Annotated in this window: 12 protein-coding genes; 8 read left to right on the plus strand and 4 right to left on the minus strand. The window is 67.4% G+C overall.

What is annotated here, in order from left to right; genetic code table 11:
* Positions 1–7 precede the first annotated feature (7 nt).
* The 3 genes from prmB to hisN form a co-directional block, all read right to left on the minus strand.
* The gene (gene prmB / locus AB8808_RS13630; protein WP_369930204.1) at positions 8–928 is read right to left on the minus strand and encodes a 50S ribosomal protein L3 N(5)-glutamine methyltransferase; all 921 of its coding nucleotides are present in this window, start codon (positions 926–928) and stop codon (positions 8–10) included.
* Between the two features lie 211 nt (positions 929–1139).
* Complete coding sequence (locus tag AB8808_RS13635) at positions 1140–3308, minus strand: phosphocholine-specific phospholipase C (RefSeq protein ID WP_369930206.1); 2169 nt, start codon at positions 3306–3308, stop codon at positions 1140–1142.
* A gap of 5 nt (positions 3309–3313) precedes the next feature.
* The gene (hisN, locus tag AB8808_RS13640) at positions 3314–4105 is read right to left on the minus strand and encodes a histidinol-phosphatase (protein ID WP_369930208.1); all 792 of its coding nucleotides are present in this window, start codon (positions 4103–4105) and stop codon (positions 3314–3316) included.
* Positions 4106–4314: 209 nt separating this feature from the next.
* Here hisN and AB8808_RS13645 point away from each other — a divergent pair, with 209 nt between their 5' ends.
* The 8 genes from AB8808_RS13645 (at position 4315) to AB8808_RS13680 (ending at position 15203) form a co-directional block, all read left to right on the plus strand.
* Positions 4315–5292 carry an ABC transporter substrate-binding protein gene (locus AB8808_RS13645; RefSeq protein ID WP_369930210.1) on the plus strand — a complete coding sequence of 326 codons (978 nt, stop codon included), beginning with the start codon at positions 4315–4317 and terminating at the stop codon, positions 5290–5292.
* Positions 5293–5320: 28 nt separating this feature from the next.
* Positions 5321–6322 carry an ABC transporter ATP-binding protein gene (locus AB8808_RS13650; protein ID WP_369930213.1) on the plus strand — a complete coding sequence of 334 codons (1002 nt, stop codon included), beginning with the start codon at positions 5321–5323 and terminating at the stop codon, positions 6320–6322.
* A complete protein-coding gene (locus AB8808_RS13655; RefSeq protein WP_369930215.1) occupies positions 6319–7950 on the plus strand; it encodes an ABC transporter permease subunit in 1632 nt (543 codons plus the stop codon). The genes AB8808_RS13650 and AB8808_RS13655 overlap by 4 nt, the downstream gene beginning before the upstream one ends.
* Entirely contained in the window at positions 7940–8695 is a 756-nt protein-coding gene (locus AB8808_RS13660; protein WP_369930217.1) for a DeoR/GlpR family DNA-binding transcription regulator, read from the plus strand. Before AB8808_RS13655 ends, AB8808_RS13660 begins: the two co-directional genes overlap by 11 nt.
* A gap of 66 nt (positions 8696–8761) precedes the next feature.
* Complete coding sequence (locus AB8808_RS13665) at positions 8762–11776, plus strand: TonB-dependent receptor (protein WP_369930219.1); 3015 nt, start codon at positions 8762–8764, stop codon at positions 11774–11776.
* Positions 11777–11786: 10 nt separating this feature from the next.
* Positions 11787–13730, plus strand: coding sequence for a CocE/NonD family hydrolase (locus tag AB8808_RS13670; RefSeq protein WP_369930221.1), 1944 nt, complete (start codon positions 11787–11789; stop codon positions 13728–13730).
* Positions 13731–13774: 44 nt separating this feature from the next.
* Positions 13775–14629, plus strand: coding sequence for an archaetidylserine decarboxylase (gene asd / locus AB8808_RS13675; protein ID WP_369930223.1), 855 nt, complete (start codon positions 13775–13777; stop codon positions 14627–14629).
* Positions 14630–14759: 130 nt separating this feature from the next.
* Entirely contained in the window at positions 14760–15203 is a 444-nt protein-coding gene (locus tag AB8808_RS13680) for a hypothetical protein (protein ID WP_369930225.1), read from the plus strand.
* 17 nt (positions 15204–15220) lie between these two features.
* Here AB8808_RS13680 and AB8808_RS13685 read toward each other — a convergent pair whose 3' ends face one another.
* A complete protein-coding gene (locus AB8808_RS13685) occupies positions 15221–16756 on the minus strand; it encodes a transglycosylase SLT domain-containing protein (protein ID WP_369930227.1) in 1536 nt (511 codons plus the stop codon).
* Between the last annotated feature and the right edge of the window lie 86 nt (positions 16757–16842).

The raw sequence follows: 16842 nt of genomic DNA on the forward strand, positions 1-16842 counted from the left end.
GATGGGGTCAGTTTCTTGCGGCGCGCGCCGCGGCGAGGTCGGCCGCGTGCTCGATCAGGTCGCGGCGTTCCAGCGCGAAGATACCCATCTGGCCGACCTTGAACTCCAGCCAGACGAAGGGCACCCGCGGCAGCAGCGCGACCAGCGCATGCTCGCTGTCGCCCACCTCGACGATCAGCAGGCCATCCTCGCTGAGGTGAGCGGCAGCCTCGTCGAGCATGCGCAGGGTGAGGTCCAGTCCATCATCGCCGGAGGTCAATCCCAGGACCGGTTCATGACCGTATTCGGGCGGCATGGCGGCGTATTCGTCGTGGGTGACGTAGGGCGGGTTGGAGACGATCAGGTCGTAGACCTCGCCCTGGACGCCGGCGAACAGATCGGACTTGATCGCGCGCACGCGGTCTTCCACGTGCTGGAAGGCGATGTTCTCGTTGGCCAGCGACAGGGCGTCGTCGCTGACGTCGACCAGGTCGACCTGCCAGTCGGGGTTGTATTCGGCCATGGCGATGCCGATGCAGCCCGAGCCCGTGCACAGGTCCAGCGCCCGGGTGACATGGCGATCGTCCAGCCAGGGCGTGAAGCGGCCTTCGATCAGCTCGGCGATGGGCGAGCGCGGCACCAGCGCGCGGCGGTCGCTCTTGAACTTCATGCCCGCGAACCAGGTCTCGCCCACCAGGTAGGCCACCGGCACGCGCTCGGTCACGCGGCGCTCGATCAGCTCCAGCACCCTCGCCTTCTCGTCCGCCACGAGGACACCGGCGCCGTAGGCCGGCGGAATGTCCGGCGGCAGGTGCAGCGCGGCCAGCACCAGGTGCGTGGCCTCGTCGATCGGATTGTCGTGGCTGTGGCCGAACGTGAGGCCGGCGGCCGAGAAGCGGCTGGCGCCGTAGCGGATGAAATCGATGATCGAGGCGAGTTCGTGGGTCACGGGGAGACTTTCGCTGGGGCTGACCAGAGAGTATAGCCATCCGCGCCCCTGGTCGCTTCCAACCGGGGCTCGCCGGGCATGGGCCGCCCGCTCGGGCTAGCTGCGTACCAGGCACATGGGCTAGTGCCGTCGCTTGTGCCGTCGCCGGGAACCGCCGTGTTCGTACGGGTGCGGCGAGAAAACGACCGCCAATGACGGCGAGCCCTTCCATTCATCGCTGATCATTGCGAAACGGCTGATCGATGCGCTGCTCGGTCGCACCGTAGCCCGGATCGCTCGTCGCCGGCTTTCCGTCATCGTGATGCCCGGCAAACCGACGCAGGTATCGAGGTGCGTCGGGCAGGTCGATCGTCACGTCGTACCATCCCGCGCTGGCGCCCAGCTGCAGCGGAAACGTCGATTCACTGCCGGGCTCGACCACCACACGATGCGCCGACGCGCCAGCGTATCGCTCCGTCACCCGAACCTCGACCGGCAGGCGCCCGCGGTTGCTCAGGTGCACGTCAAGCCGGCGCTCGCCGCCGACGCCCGACACCGACGCTTCGATCATGTGCTGCCTCGATCCGCGAAGATGTGCGAGAAACGACTGCGGGCCATGGATGCGGCGATCGTAGGCATCGCCGGCTTGTGGCATGTCCCACCGATCCGCCACGCGCGTGCCCGCACTCACCGCGTAACGACGCGGCGGCGCATCGCGCTGCAAACCGTCGTAGATGAGGAAGGCCGCACCCAGGCGCCCCATGTTTTCAAAGACGATGCGACTGCTGTCGCCATCCAGGCTGTGCTGAATGGTCCATGCATAACCCAATGTCCGCGACGGGCGGGTACCGGCTTCCTGCACCGGCATCGACTGCGCAGACGGCACACGGATCGGTGCCTTGCCGCTGGAGCCTTCCGGCACACCCAGGGTCGGCATGCGCTCGTCGACCTCGGCCGCGAAGTCGAACGCGCTGGTCAGGTCGCCGCAGATCGAGCGACGCCACGCACTGATGTTCGGCTCCTCCACGCCGAAGCGTTTTTCGAGGAAGCGCAGCACCGAGGTGTGGTCGAAGGTTTCCGAGCACACCCAGCCGCCGCGGGTCCACGGCGACACCACGATCATCGGCACGCGGTTGCCCAGGCCGACCGGTTGCCGGCCGCGCGGATCGCTGCCGGGAACGATGGGCGCGGAGATGCGCGGGTGCGCATCCAGGTCCATGATCTCGTCGTCGAGCCCGGCGACCAGATCGTCCGACACCCTGCCCTGCGCGTTTTCCTCGCTGCGCAACGGCGGCGCCGGCGGCACCACATGATCGAAGAAACCGTCGTTCTCGTCGTAGTTGAGGAACAGCACCGTGCGCGACCACACCTTCGGGTTGACGGTGAGTGCATCGAGCACGCGGCGGATGTAGAACGCGCCGTCGGCCGGGGATGAGGTGGGATGTTCGCTGTATTGATAAGGCGCGACGATCCAGCTGACCTGCGGTAGTCGCCCATGGATCACGTCGTTACGCAAGTCGCGCAAAGTGTGCGTCGAAGCGCCGTTGCGTACCAGCGGGCCCTGTGGATCCGCGCCCTCCTTCACCTGGTAGGCGGCGAAGAACTCCAGCGAGTTGTCGGTGTAGTTGTCGGTCGGTGAGCCCGGCTCGCCCGTACCGCCCTGGTAAACGCGCCAGCGGATACCCGCCTTTTCCAGGCGCTCCGGGTAGGTCGTCCATGTATACCCGTTGGCGTCCGCACGCTCTTCGGTGCCCGGCCCGTTCGGCTTGCGGCCCAGGCGCCCCGACGGATCGCACGAGCCGCTCCACAGGTAGATGCGGTTGATCGCGGTGTCGCCCAGCGCGGAGGCGTGGTACGCGTCGCACACGGTGAACGCGTCGGCCAACGCATAGTGGAATGCGGCGTCCTCACGACGCAGGTACGCCATGGTCAGCACATCCTGCTTCTGCTCGATCCAGCGATCGTTGCGGCCGAGGTTCCACGCACCGTGTCCGGTGCTCCACCCATGATCCGTGCCTTCGTGATGGTCGCCGCTGGCACGGGTATCCAGGTGGAAGGGATAGACCCAGGCCACATCGTCTGCCAGCCCGCGCGACTTCCAGCCCTTGGTGTGCGACGTGGCCACCGGTTGCTTCCATACCGGGTCGCCGGTGCCCAGTTCCAGCACGCGCGTGTCGCCGAACCCGCGCACGCCGCGCAGGCTGCCGAAATAATGGTCGAACGAGCGGTTTTCCTGCATGAGGATGACCACGTGTTCGACGTCGGCGATGCTGCCCGTGCGTCGATCGGGCGCCGTGGCAAGCGCGCGTGCGATCGCCGCCGGGAATCCCTGCGCCACCAGCGAGGCGACGACGGTGGTGCCGGTAGCCTGGAGGAAACGGCGACGATCGCGCGAGACCATGCAGGTCAGTCCTGTTGCAGTGAAGCGATGATCGCCCGGTGCAGGGCAGGCGTGGCTGCGGCGACGACGCGGCCGCCGCTGTCGAGGCCCAGGTCGCGGCCTTCCCAGTCGGTCATGACCCCACCGGCCGCCTGCACCACCGGCGCGATGGCCAGGTAGTCGTACGGCATGAGGTTCGCCTCGATCACGGCATCGATATGCCCGGAGGCCAGCATGCCGTAGCCGTAGCAATCACCGCCGAAGCGGCGGCTGTACGCCGCGCGGCTGGTGCGATCGAAGCGTGCCCACTCCGCCGCGTCGAACATGTCAGGCGTGGTGGTGTAGAGCGTGGCGTCGGCCAGGGCCTCGCAGCCCGTGGTGCGGCATGGCCGCCCGTTCATGGTGGTACCGACCCCCACGTGACCGATCCAGCGTTCGTCCAGGGCGGGCATGTCGAGCACGCCCATGACGGGTCGGCCCCGATGCAGCAGCGCCAGCAGGGTGCCCCACAGCGGCCAGCCGGAGATGAAGCTGCGGGTGCCGTCGATCGGGTCGATCGACCAGACGAATTCCGCGTCGGTGCGAGTGGCGCCGTATTCCTCACCGAGCAACCCATGGGTGGGCCAGGCGTGCTCGATGCGCTCGCGCAGCATCGATTCCACGCCGCGGTCCACGGCGGTCACGGGGCTCATGTCGCCCTTGAGGGTGACGTCGACGGGCCGGCGAAACCGCGGCAACGACAGCGCGCGGGCGTTATCGGCAATGCCGGTGGCGAATGCCTCGAACTCCTTCCGCCCGGCGGCGGACAACGATTCCATCGACAGAACTCCTGGGATTGGCCGTGCGCCCCTTAGCGGCAACACGTTTCGGTGGGATGACAAAAACGAAAATTCTCTGCTGGAAGTAAAACCACAGCTTTGCAAATATACCCAAAATGCCACATGGGTGGGGTATGGTGCCCCCTCAGGTGGAAGACAACCCGCGTCACAGCATAGGGCCATCCATGCGTCCATTCCGCAGCATTGCCATGACAGTCGCCCTGGGCATGGCCTGCGGCGTGGCGCAGGCGGGCCAGGTCACCGTGTATTCCGCGCTGGAAAGCGACGAGATAGCCAGCTACCTGGATGCGGCCAGGCATGCCTTGCCGGATCTGGACATCCATGTGCTGCGTCTTTCCAGCGGCGATCTTGCCGCACGCCTGCTGGCGGAATCCGCACAACCACGCAACGACGCGATCTGGGGCATGGCCGTGACCGACCTGCTCGATCCGCGCATCGCCCCGCTGCTGACGCCGGTCCGTGGCGAGCACATCGACGCCATGCCCGCACGTTTTCGTGGAGCGGACAACACCTGGTTCGCCCCTACCGGCTATCTCGCGGCGCTGTGCGTCAACCGGGAAGCACTGGCCGAGCGCGGCCTGCCCATGCCGCGTACCTGGCGCGACCTGGCATCGCCCCGTTACCGCGGCCAGGTCGCCATGCCCGATCCGGCATCCTCCGGCACGGGTTACATGGTGCTGTCCTCACTCACCGACGCGGGGCGCGATGCCCGCGGCATGGTGCTGGTGACGGCCATCGCACGCAACGTCGGGCAGGTCACGCTGTCCGGCTCCGCGCCCTGCAAGCTGGCGCGCATCGGTGAATTTCCCATCGGTATCTCGTTCGCCTTTTCCGCCATGCAGTCCATCCGCCAGGGCTATCCGATCACCATGGTGATCCCGGCCGACGGCGCGGGTTACGAACTGGAAGGTTCGGCGCTGATGAAAGGTTCCGCGCACGCGGCGGAGGCACGCCGGTTCCTCGACTGGACGGCATCCCCGCAAGCGGCCGCCCTCTATCGCGGCTTCAAGGAAATCGTGGCCGCACCCGGCAGCGTGCCCAGTGCCGAACAGCAACGGCAGGGCCTGCCGGCCGACGTCGTCGCCACCCTGCCCGCACGTGACTTCGCCGGCGCGGCGCGCGAACGCGCCGCGCTCATCGACCGCTACAAACGATCGACGCGCTGACGCCGCGGCCATCGGAGACCAGGGGACCATGCACCTTCGCATCGACGACATCACCAAGGCCTGGAGCGGTCACACCGTGCTCGACGGCGTGTCCTTCCAGGCCGGCGAAAGCGACCTGGTCTGCCTGCTCGGCCCCAGCGGCTGCGGCAAGACGACCCTGCTGCGCATCGTCGCCGGCCTCACGCCGCCCGACCGCGGGCGCGTGATCCTGGGCGACCGGGATATCACCGCGCTGCCGCCACGCGATCGACGCATGGGCCTGGTGTTCCAGTCGTACTCGCTGTTTCCCGACATGACTGTCGCAGCCAACATCGGGTACCCGATGCGCCTGCGTCGCGAGAGCCCCGCCGCGATCACCGCGCGCACGAGCGACCTGCTGGCCCGCGTCGGCATGGGTGACCTGCACGCGCGTTTTCCCGATCAGTTGTCCGGCGGACAACAGCAGCGCGTCGCCCTGGCACGCGCCCTGGCCAGCGACCCGGCCATGCTGCTGCTGGACGAGCCGCTATCGGCGCTGGATCCGGCCATCCGCACGCAGCTGCGTGCGGAGATCCGTTCACTGCAGCGATCGCTGGGTATTCCGACGCTCATGGTCACCCACGACCAGGACGAGGCCTTGTCCATGGCCGACACCGTGGTCTGCATGAACGAAGGGCGCGTGGAACAGGTCGGCTCGCCGCGATGCCTCTACGAGCGGCCGCGCACGCGCTTCGTCGCCGGCTTCATCGGCAAGGCCAACCTGCTGCCGACGGATCTGGTGCGGGACGCTCTGCCCGCCTTCCTCGAACGACGGCCGCCCGGCGCGGATGCCACGTTCGAGTTGTGCGTGCGCCCGGAAGACCTCACGATCGCCGCCGACCCGCGCGGCGAAGGCGTGGTCGAGGAACTGACCTTCCTGGGCAGCCTCGCGCACGCCCGCGTCGCCTGGCGCGGTCGCTCGCTGCTCACCGAACTGTCGGGCCGCAGCACGCTGGCGCAAGGCGAGGCCGTGACCGTCGATGTATCGCGCGGCGCCTGGGTGACGACATGAAGCGTTCGCTGCTGCCCGGCCTGCCGATGGTGGCGCTGCCGTTGCTGGGCCTGTGCGTGTTCTTCCTGCATCCCTTGCTGAGCGTGTTGATGCGCAGCGTCGTGGACGACGGGGGCACGCTCACGCTGGACAACTACGCCCGGCTGCTGGACGACCCCGGCCTGCCGCGTGCGGCATGGCACAGCGTGGTCATCGGCGCGACCACCACCTTGGGCACCCTCGCCATCGGCCTGTGCGTGGCGATGGCGCTGCACCGCTCGCGCCTGCCCGGCAAGGCGCTGATCCGCGGCGCGCTGCTGCTGCCCATGCTGGCGCCCTCGCTGGTGCTCGGCCTCGGCCTGGTCTGCCTGCTGGGACGTAACGGCCTCGTGCATCGGCTGACCGGCTGGCCCACCGATATCTACGGTTTCTGGGGCCTGCTGCTGGCCAACCTGATGTATGGCCTGCCGCAGGTGGTCGTGATCGTCTCGGCCGCGCTGGAACGCACCCCCGCACGCCATTACGACGCCGCCGCGTCGATGGGCGCGACGCCCTGGCGGCAATTCGTCGACGTGACCCTACCGCGGATTCGCTTCGCCCTCTGGGCCGCCGCCTTCCTGGTCTTCACCGAAACGCTGACCGACTTCGGCAGCGCCGTGGTGGTCGGCGGCGACTACCGCGTGCTGGCCATGGAGATCTACAGCGAGGTGGTGGGCCAGCGCGATTTCGCCATGGGCGCCACGCTGGGCATGCTGCTGCTGGCCCCGGCGCTGTTGTCGGTGTGGCTGGGACGACTGGCGCGACGCCGGCAGGACCTGGGCGACGCCAGCCCCGGCCATGCGCTGCGGCCGGAACGGCATCCCTGGCGTGACGCCGCCCTGGGCGGGGTTGCCGCGCTGGCGGTGCTGTCGATCGTCGTTACCCTGGGCACGGTGGTGTACGTGAGCGTGGTCAGGCTGTGGCCGTACGATCGCACGCTCACCCTCGCCAACTACCTGGGCGGCATGCCGGAAGGCTACGGACCCGTGGCGACGTCGGTGGGCATGTCGCTGCTCGCCGCGACCGTCGGTGTCGTCGGCGTGTTCATGCTATCGGCCGGCCTGCGTCGCCTGCCCGGATGGCTGGCCCGCCCGCTGCAGCTACTGGCGGCCCTGCCCGCCGCCGTTCCCGGCATGGTGCTGGGCCTGGGCTACGTACTGGCATTCAACCATGGCGTGCTGTCGACATGGCTGTACGGCAGCGTGGCGATCGTGGCGGCATGCAGCCTCTACCACTATCACGCACCCACCTTCCTGACCATGCAGACCGGCATGCGCCGCGTGCCCGACGCCCTGGAAGATGCGGTGGCCGTGTGCGGCGGCGATACACGCCACGTGCTGCGCGACGCCGTGCTGCCGTTCGCGGCGCCAGCCGCGATCGCGGCGTTCTTCTACCTGTTCATGCGCTCGATGGTGACGCTGTCGGGCGTGATCTTCCTGGTGACCGCCGACCTGGGCCTGGCCTCGGTGTCGGTGATGCGCCTGGACGAAAACGGCTTCCTCGCCCCGGCCGCTGCCTATGCGACATGCGTGGTGGCCGCCGGCGGCCTCGCACTCGGCGCCATGCGCCTTCTCCTCCACACACTCAGGGACCGACGCCATGTGGCATGAAGAACGACACACCCGTATCCGTGACCTGCTCAGCACCAGCGGCCAGGTATCCGTCGAGCGCATCGTGACCGAGCTGGGCGTGTCGCGCGAGACGATCCGCCGCGACCTGGTCGAACTGGCCGCCCGCGGCGAGATCCGTCGCGTACACGGCGGTGCCGTGCTCACCGGCGACGAACCGCCGATCGCCGTGCGCCACGCCACCCGCGTTCGCGAAAAACGCGCCATCGCACGGAAGGTGGCCAGCCTGGTCGAGAGCGGACAGACCATCTTCATGGATGCCGGCAGCACGATGAACCTGGTGGCCGAAGCGCTGGCCACCCGTACCGGGCTCACCATCGTCACCAACGCGGTGGACGTGGCCGCGCGCTTCGCCTCGCGTCCCGGGAACGACGTGCACCTGCTGGGCGGACGCTTCGATGCGCAGATCGGCTGCACCAACGGCTCGGGCACCATCGCCGAGATCGGGCGCTACCAGCCGCACATGGTGATCCTCTCGCCGGTGGGCATCGACGCCAAGGCGGGCGCCAGCAGTTTCGAGATGGAAGAAGCCGAGATCGCACGAGCCATGTGCTCGAACGCGCGACGCATCGTCATTGCCGCCGACCATTCCAAGATCGGCGTGCGCAGTCGCGTCGCCTGGTGCCCCGCGGATCGCATCGACCTGCTGGTCACCGACCGGCGCGCGGAAAAATCCCGCGGTATCGCCGCCCTCGGCAAAGCCGTCGGCGATATCGCCTATGCCTGACCCGAAAACCATGCGCCAGGACGGCCAACCCACCCTTGTCCTTATCTGTCCTTCCCGGAGCAACCCATGATTTCCCGTCCTTATCTTCGACGCAGCCTGTTATGTGCCGCCGTCGCGGCTTCGCTCACCGGCGTGGCCTACGGCCAGGCCACCGCCGGTCGCATCGCCGGCAGCGCACCGGTCGCCGCCGGCGAAACCGTCCTGATCGAAGGCAGCAACGGCCTCACCCGCGAGGTGGCCGTCGATCCGCGCGGCCGTTATGTCGCCGAGGCGCTGCCGCTGGCCACGTACAAGGTGTCACTCAAGGCCAACGGCCAGGTGATCGATTCGCGTGACAACGTCACCCTGCGCGTCGGTGCGGCCACCGATGTCTCGTTCGCGTCCGCCGGCTCGTCGGCCACGGCGCAGCAACTCGACCAGGTGACCGTCTCGGCCACGCAGGTGGCGAAGATCGACGTCGCGACCGTGGCTTCCAGCACCGTGATCACGGCGGCCGACATGGCTCGCCTGCCGCTACAGCGCTCGGCCGAGGCGATCGCCCTGCTGGCACCGGGGGCCTCGCCCGGCTACTCCGGTTTCCAGAACGCGTTCGGCGGCAGCCTGGTCAGTTTCGCGGGTTCCGCGGTGTCCGAGAACGCGTATTACATCAACGGCATGAACACGACCGACCCGCTCAGCGGTTTCGGCGGTGTCACCCTGCCCTATGGCGCGGTGGACCAGCAGGAGATACTCAGCGGCGGCTATTCCGCGATGTATGGCCGCTCGGACGGCGGCGTCATCAGCCAGGTGGGCAAGCGCGGCACCAACGACTGGCACTTCGGTGCGCAGGTGTTGTGGGAGCCGGACTTCGCGCGCGCCAGCGCACGCAACATCACCTACGGCCACGACAACCCCGCTCCGCCAGGCACGATCAACCAGCGCAACGACGACAACCACGAGTGGAGCACCACGGTCAGCGCGTATGCCGGCGGCCCCTTGATCAAGGACACCCTGTACGCCTTCGCCGCGGTGGAAATGCAGCGCAGCAAGGGCAACAGCATCGGCGACGTCAACCACGCCTACGACACCCGTTACACGTACAAGGACCCGAAGTGGTACGGCAAGCTGGACTGGAATATCAACGACAGCAATATCCTCGAGCTGACCGGCGTCAACCAGACCCACCGTTCCAACGGCAACAAGTACAATTATGACTACGACACGAACACGGTGGGCGATTTCGCCAGCACCGATTCGACGTACAAGACCCGCGCCATGGTGTACTCGGCCAAGTTCACCAGTTACATCACCGACGACCTGACCCTCACCGCGCTGTACGGCAAGTCGAAACTCACCTATTACAACGAACCGCCGGCCACCGGTGTCACCGGCCCGTTCCTGGGCAACGTCAGCCAGCAGAACCCGGCACTGAACGGCGGCACGCCGATCAGCAACGGGCAGACGCTGGATACGGTGGACAACCCCGATCACCAATCGACCAACCGCAACCTGCGCGTGGACCTGAACTACAAGGCCGGCGACCACTCGATCACCGCGGGCATCGACAACCAGGACTCGCATGACATCGACGACGGCACCACCATCGGCGGCGACGGTTACGAGCTGTGGTATGCCAAGGGCGATCCCAACCTCAACATCAGCGACAGCCCGTTCGTCGACAAGCCGGCCAATTATCCCGGCGGCCAGACCGGCTATTACGGGTATTACCGCCACTACAACACGCTGGCCTCGGTGCGCGTGAAGCAGCGCGCGCAATACGTCATGGACGACTGGCAGGTGTCGGACCGCCTGCTGCTATCGCTGGGCCTGCGCAACGACCAGTTCACCAACTACAACCCTGCCGGCCAGCCCTACCTGAAGCTGACCAAGCCGCAGTGGGCCCCGCGCCTCGGCTTCAGCTGGGACGTGAATGGCGATTCGAGCATGAAGGTGTACGGCAACGCGGGACGCTATTTCCTGGCCATGCCCGCCTCGGTCGCGCTGCGCACCTCGTCCGGCTCGCTGGCCACCAACCAGTACTTCACCTATACGGGTATCGACGCCGGCGGCCTGCCCACCGGCGTCACCTTCGTGCAGTCAGCCACCGGCGGCGCGGTATCGCCCAACGGCGAATACGGCCAGCCGCCCGACCCGAAGACGGTCAGCGCGAAGAACATCAAGTCCGAGTACCAGGACGAATACATCCTCGGCCTGGACAAGCAGCTCGATCCCAGTTGGGTGGCCGGCGCGAAGGCCACGGTGCGCAAGCTGCGCAACGCACTGGACGACGTGTGCGACAACGGTGCCATCACGCGCGCCGCGGTGGCCCAGGGGGCGGACATCGACGCGGTGACGGTAGGCAGCTGCTACCTGTCCAATCCGGGCCGGGCCAACGTCTACCAGCTGGCCAAGGCCAGCGGCGGCTACACCGATGTCACCGTGACCAACGCCGACTTCGGCTTCCCGCACCTCAAGCGCAACTACTACGGGCTGGACCTGTACCTGTCGCATCCGTTCGACGGCACGTGGTCGGGCAAGGTCGATTACCTGTATTCGCGCAGCTACGGCAACACCGAAGGCCAGGTGCGCTCGGACGTGGGCCAGGGTTCGGTGGCCGCCTCGCGTGACTGGGACTACGCCACGCTGATGAACTATGCCAACGGCTATCTCGCCAACGACCGCAAGCACCAGATCAAGCTGTACGGCTCGTACCAGGTCGCACCGGAATGGATGGTCTCGGCCAACCTGCTGATCCAGTCGGGCCTGCCGAAGTCGTGCCTGGGCCGCTACGGTGCGAACGAGAGCGACCCGTCGGGCTACGGCAGCTACTACCACTTCTGCTTCGGCGAGCCGTCGGCGTACGGCGCCAAGGGTCGCGAGCCGTGGGAGGAACTGGTCGATGTCAACGTCGAATACCGTCCGCTGTGGGCCGATCGCAAGCTGGCCTTCACCGCCTCGGTGTTCAACGCGTTGAACCAGCAACGCTCGCAGCGCAGCAACCCCGTCTCGGGCAGCAAGAACTCGGTGAACGACGGCTACCAGCAGGTGATCGGTTACACCCAGCCGCGCTACGCACGTTTCGGCGTCACCTACGACTTCTGACGGAACCGCCATGCATCCACTCCTGCGACTGGCCATCGTCGCACTGGCCGCCGGGGTCCTCGCGACCCCGGCGTTCGGCGACACGGCCCCGGACAACCCCCTGCCGACGGAAACGCCGGCACACTTCGTTCCCACCGACACCGGTTTCGACTACGTGCGCCGCACCGTCGAGATCCCGATGCGCGACGGCGTGAAACTGCACACCGTGATCCTGGTGCCCAAAGGAAGCACGCATGCCGGCATCCTGCTCACGCGCACGCCCTACGGCGCGGACGGCATGGGCCACCGCAACGACAGCCCCCACCTGGACAGCACCCTGCGCGGCTACGACAACCCGGCCGATGTCGTGGTCCAGGACGGCTATATCCGCGTAATCCAGGACATTCGCGGCAAGCACGGTTCGGAAGGCGACTTCGTCATGAACCGGCCGCCGATCGGCCACGGCAACCCCACCGCCATCGACGAATCGTCCGACATCTACGACACGATCGACTGGCTGGTGAAGCACGTGCCGGAGTCCAACGGCAAGGTCGGCATCATCGGCATCTCCTACGACGGTTTCGAGGCGATGGTCGCCACCATCCGCCCCCATCCCGCCCTCAAGGTGGCCGTGCCGATCAACCCGATGATCGACGGCTGGATGGGCGACGACTGGTTCCATCGCGGCGCGTTCCGCCAGCAGATGATTCCCTACATCTACGGCATGGTGAACTCGCGCGGCAGCGACATCGGCTGGAGCACCGGCTACCGCGACGACTACGACCTTTACCTCAAGGGCGGCTCCGCCGGCGACATCGGCCGTGCCTACGGCATGGAAGCCCTCGGGTTCTGGCAGAAGATCCTGGCGCACCCCGCCTACGACAGCTTCTGGTCGGACCAGGCGCTGGACAAGGTCGCAGCGAACGAGCCCATGACCGTGCCGACCATGCTCGTGCACAGCCTGTGGGACCAGGAAGACAACTACGGCGACATGGCCGTGTACCGCGCGCTTGCACCACGCGACCCGAACCACGAGAAGCTGTGGCTGGTGCTGGGCCCCTGGCGCCACGCCAAGACCTGGGAGAAAGGCAACACCATCGGTGCGATCGACCTGGGCAGCAACACCGCCACCACGTTCCGCCAGACCATCCTGCGCCCCTTCCTCGCGCGCTACCTCAAGGACGATGCGCCGCAGGTGGCTATCGCACCGGTGAATGCCTTCGTCACCGGCGCGAATACCTGGCGCCAGCTCGACACCTGGCCGTCCGCCTGCCGCACGGGCTGCGCGCCGACGATGCAGCGCTGGTTCGTGGGCGCGGACGGCACGCTCGGCACGACCGCGCCAGCGACGGGCGAGGACGCCTATGTGTCCGATCCGGCCAAGCCGGTGCCCTACCGCGTGCGTCCCATCCAGTCGTGGTCGCACGGCGTGGCCGACCGTGAAGACAGCTGGCCCGAATGGCTGGTGGACGACCAGCGCCAGTTCGCCACGCGCACCGACGTGCTGACCTACGTGTCGCCGGTGCTGACCCAGCCGATGGGCATCGCCGGCGAGCCGCTGGTCCACCTGCTCGCTTCCACCAGCGGCACCGACAGCGACTGGGTGGTGAAGCTGATCGACGTCTACCCGGACGAGGTGGAAGCGGAGCCGTCCATGGGCGGCTACCAGTTGCCGGTAGCCATGGAGATCTTCCGCGGGCGCTACCGCGAGGGCTACGCCACCGCGAAAGCCCTGGTATCGGACAAGGCCCAGGCCTATCGCTTCCCGCTACCCACGGTGAACCATGTCTTCCTGCCCGGGCATCGGGTGATGGTGCAGGTGCAGTCCAGCTGGTTTCCGCTGTACGACCGCAATCCGCAGACGTTCGTGCCGAATATCTTCAATGCGAAGCCGGGCGACTATAAAAAGGCCACGCAGAAGGTATTCCGCGGCGGCGCCGACGGCACCTGGGTGGAGCTGCCGGTGGTGAAGTAGCCGGGGCGCTGCGGCAAGGGCCGGCGGTCGCCTATACTCCCCCGATGAAGCCAAAGGTCCTGCTGCAGTACATCCTCCCGCACCGGTTCCTCTCGCGGATCGTCTATTGGGCGACGCGCTGGGCATGGGCGCCCTGGAAGAACTTCCTCATCCGGGAGATCGTCCAGCGCTACGACGTGGACATGAGCCAGGCCGCGCAGCCGGACCCGCTGGCCTACCAGCACTTCAATGCGTTCTTCACCCGCAAGCTGAAACCGGGCGCGCGCCGCCCGGACGACGACCCCGCCACCGTGCTGTGCCCGGCCGACGGCCGGATCAGCCAGTCGGGCCGGATTCGCGACGGCCGTATCTTCCAGGCCAAGGGCCAGGAATACACCGCCGCCGAGCTGCTCGGCGACGCCGCCGCCGCCGTGCCCTTCCGCAATGGCAGCTTCGTCACGGTGTACCTCTCGCCGCGCGATTACCACCGCGTGCACATGCCGCTGGCCGGCACCCTTACCGGCACCACCCACGTGCCGGGCCGCATCTTCAGCGTCGCCCCGTTCGCCGTGCAGGACATCCCGCGCCTGTTCGCCCGCAACGAGCGCCTGGTCTGCCATTTCGATGGCGAACACGGGCCGTTCGTCTCGGTGATGGTCGGGGCGATCCTGGTCTCCAGCGTGGCCACCGTCTGGGACGGCATGGCCATCCCGCCCTACGCTTCGTCCATCATCCGCAAGGACTGCCGCGGGCGCGGCGTGGACCTGGACCGCTTCGGCGAAATGGCCCGGTTCAACATGGGATCCACGGTCATCCTGCTCCTGCCCGAGGGCTATGCGCTGGACGACCTGCAGCCGCAGCAGCAGGTCATGGTCGGGCAGCGCCTGGGTCGATGGGTAGGCGCCGCGCCGCACGGCTGACCCCCCGCGTCACAATGTGACGAAAATGTCTTCATTTCGACGTGTCCAAGGGTTATGCTCGCGGCGACCGGTCACTCCGTGGGGGAGGAAACCGGTGCCTGCTGAAAGCGTCAGCCCGAGGTAACTCATCATGCGACTGGTCACCCATCTCATCGCCGTAAGCCGCGAGATCCGCCTGCGTCGGCAGCTTGCCGATATCGAGCGCGTGGTGCTCTCCCTTCCGGTGCGGGCCCATGCCGACCTGCAGCAGCTGGTCAGGCGCGAGATGGAGCAGGCATCGGTCTGCGACTTCCCCCACCTCTACGGCACCCCGCCCGACGAGCGTTACAGCGCCCATGGCCATGGCCCTGAAGTCGGCCTGGGTAAAGCGCGCTCGGACAACCCCCTGATTGCTGCGCGTGGCGTCGCCTTGTGGATCGCCGCGGTCTACCACGAGACCCTGGGCTCACGCCGCCCGGGCATGGATGAACTGCATCGCCAGATCCTCAGGCTGATGCGCCAGATCAAGGAACTGTCCGCCTCGGAGACGCGCGAGGCGTCTTCGCGCTGGATGGCCCCCAGCGCGCTGGCGTAACGATCGGCCCTTCCCGCTTACCGGCAAACCGGCACGCGGATGGACTGCCCGACCTTCAACTGGTGGCCCTTGATGCCGTTCATGCGAGCGATGTCCTCGACATCCGCACAGCTGCTCTTGCGCGCGATGCTGACCAGCGTGTCGCCGCTGCGCACGGTGTAGCTGCGCGAGGCGGACGATGACGCCCGCGACGACGACGACGATCCGCCACCGGCCAGGGCGGCCGAGGTCGCGGCGGGCGGCGGCGGCGCGACGATCTTCGCCGCGTTGTGCAGGTCGGACGCGAGGATGGGCCAGGGGCCGTCGGCGCAGCTGGATGCGTAGGCTTTTTCGAGCTGCTTGGGTACCTCGAGCCGCGCACCCACCGGCTGGCTGATCTGCGGGTCCAGGCGCGGGTTGAGGTTGCGCAACGTGCGGAACCAGCCCTCGGGCATGTCCTGCGAGGAGCCCAGGCAGATGGTCAGCTCCGACAGCGAGGCCGGCCGCTTGAGCACGATCTGGCCCGGCTCGCCGTCGATCTTCGGCCAGCGCAGGTGGTAGCTGTCCGGATGCAGGAACAACCAGGCGGCGGCCAGTACCATGGGCACGTAGTCGCGGGTTTCGGCCGACATCTGCCCGTAGATCTGCGGATCGTAGAAGCTGGCACCCGGGCTGCCGGCGGCAATGCGGCGCATGCGCCCTTCCCCGCCGTTATAGGCGGCCAGGGTCATTTCCAGGTTGTTGTTGAACGCGGCCAGCTGCTCGTCGATGTATTCCGCGTTGGCCTGCGCGGCCATGGTCGGATCGAAGCGCTGGTCGAAACCATCGGCGTTGCTGAGGCCGAAACGCAGGCCCGTGGCGTACATGAACTGCAGCGGGCCCGACGCGCCCGAGCGCGACACCGCATGCACCTTGCCGCCGGATTCCTTGGCCATGATGCCGAACAGCAGTGCCTCGGGAAGGTCGGCCTTCTTGTACGCCGGCCACATCTTGTAGCGCATCATCTGGTAGTTGACGTAGGCATCCATCAGGTTGGGCCGCAGCTGGGTCAGCCACAACTCCAGCGCCGCCTTCACCGGCCCGTTCATCACCATCAGGTCGGAGAACTGGTGGCCCTTCAACATGGTGACGCTGCGCTGCGCCGCGGGCAGCGAGCCGATCGCCACCGAGCCGGGCAGGTTGACGTCGCCGGGCTGTACGCCCACCTCGGCACCCTGCTCGGTATCGTCCGCGTCCTCCCCCTCGATGAAGCTGCCGTCCTTCAGGCGCAGCAGCCGGTCGAAGACGGCGGCGAAACGCTGCGGATCGCAGCCCGGGGTAAGGCTGCAGCGCGCCGAGGCGTCCTTGAGCTGGTCGAGGGCCTGCTTGCGCGTCTGCGCCGCCTGCGGGGTATCGCCGCGACGGGCCTGGTCGATGGCCGCCTCGTAGCCCTTGCTGGCCTGGTTCATGCGGTCGTAAAGGGCGTTTACCTGGGGCGTGACCTTGCCCGTGCGCGGTGTTCCGCCGCTGGAAGCGCAACCGGCGAGGACCGCCAGGGGAAGCAAGAGGAGCGGACGCGGCACGCGAAAGGACATGTATGGAACTCAGGGTCAGGCAGTGGCGGCCACGTTACCCGCCGCACGCCCCGGACTCAAGCGGGCATATGACGATTTTTCTCGTA

This window comes from Xanthomonas sp. NCPPB 2632, from assembly GCF_041228075.2.
Taxonomy (GTDB): domain Bacteria; phylum Pseudomonadota; class Gammaproteobacteria; order Xanthomonadales; family Rhodanobacteraceae; genus Luteibacter.

Excerpts from the sequence above, each read along its gene's own strand:
- AB8808_RS13635 (WP_369930206.1), bottom strand. The coding sequence starts at position 3,308 with ATGGTCTCGCGCGATCGTCGCCGTTTCCTCCAGGCTACCGGCACCACC.
- hisN (WP_369930208.1), bottom strand. The coding sequence starts at position 4,105 with ATGGAATCGTTGTCCGCCGCCGGGCGGAAGGAGTTCGAGGCATTCGCC.
- AB8808_RS13645 (WP_369930210.1), top strand. The coding sequence starts at position 4,315 with ATGACAGTCGCCCTGGGCATGGCCTGCGGCGTGGCGCAGGCGGGCCAG.
- AB8808_RS13650 (WP_369930213.1), top strand. The coding sequence starts at position 5,321 with ATGCACCTTCGCATCGACGACATCACCAAGGCCTGGAGCGGTCACACC.
- AB8808_RS13655 (WP_369930215.1), top strand. The coding sequence starts at position 6,319 with ATGAAGCGTTCGCTGCTGCCCGGCCTGCCGATGGTGGCGCTGCCGTTG.
- AB8808_RS13660 (WP_369930217.1), top strand. The coding sequence starts at position 7,940 with ATGTGGCATGAAGAACGACACACCCGTATCCGTGACCTGCTCAGCACC.
- AB8808_RS13665 (WP_369930219.1), top strand. The coding sequence starts at position 8,762 with ATGATTTCCCGTCCTTATCTTCGACGCAGCCTGTTATGTGCCGCCGTC.
- AB8808_RS13670 (WP_369930221.1), top strand. The coding sequence starts at position 11,787 with ATGCATCCACTCCTGCGACTGGCCATCGTCGCACTGGCCGCCGGGGTC.
- asd (WP_369930223.1), top strand. The coding sequence starts at position 13,775 with ATGAAGCCAAAGGTCCTGCTGCAGTACATCCTCCCGCACCGGTTCCTC.
- AB8808_RS13680 (WP_369930225.1), top strand. The coding sequence starts at position 14,760 with ATGCGACTGGTCACCCATCTCATCGCCGTAAGCCGCGAGATCCGCCTG.
- AB8808_RS13685 (WP_369930227.1), bottom strand. The coding sequence starts at position 16,756 with ATGTCCTTTCGCGTGCCGCGTCCGCTCCTCTTGCTTCCCCTGGCGGTC.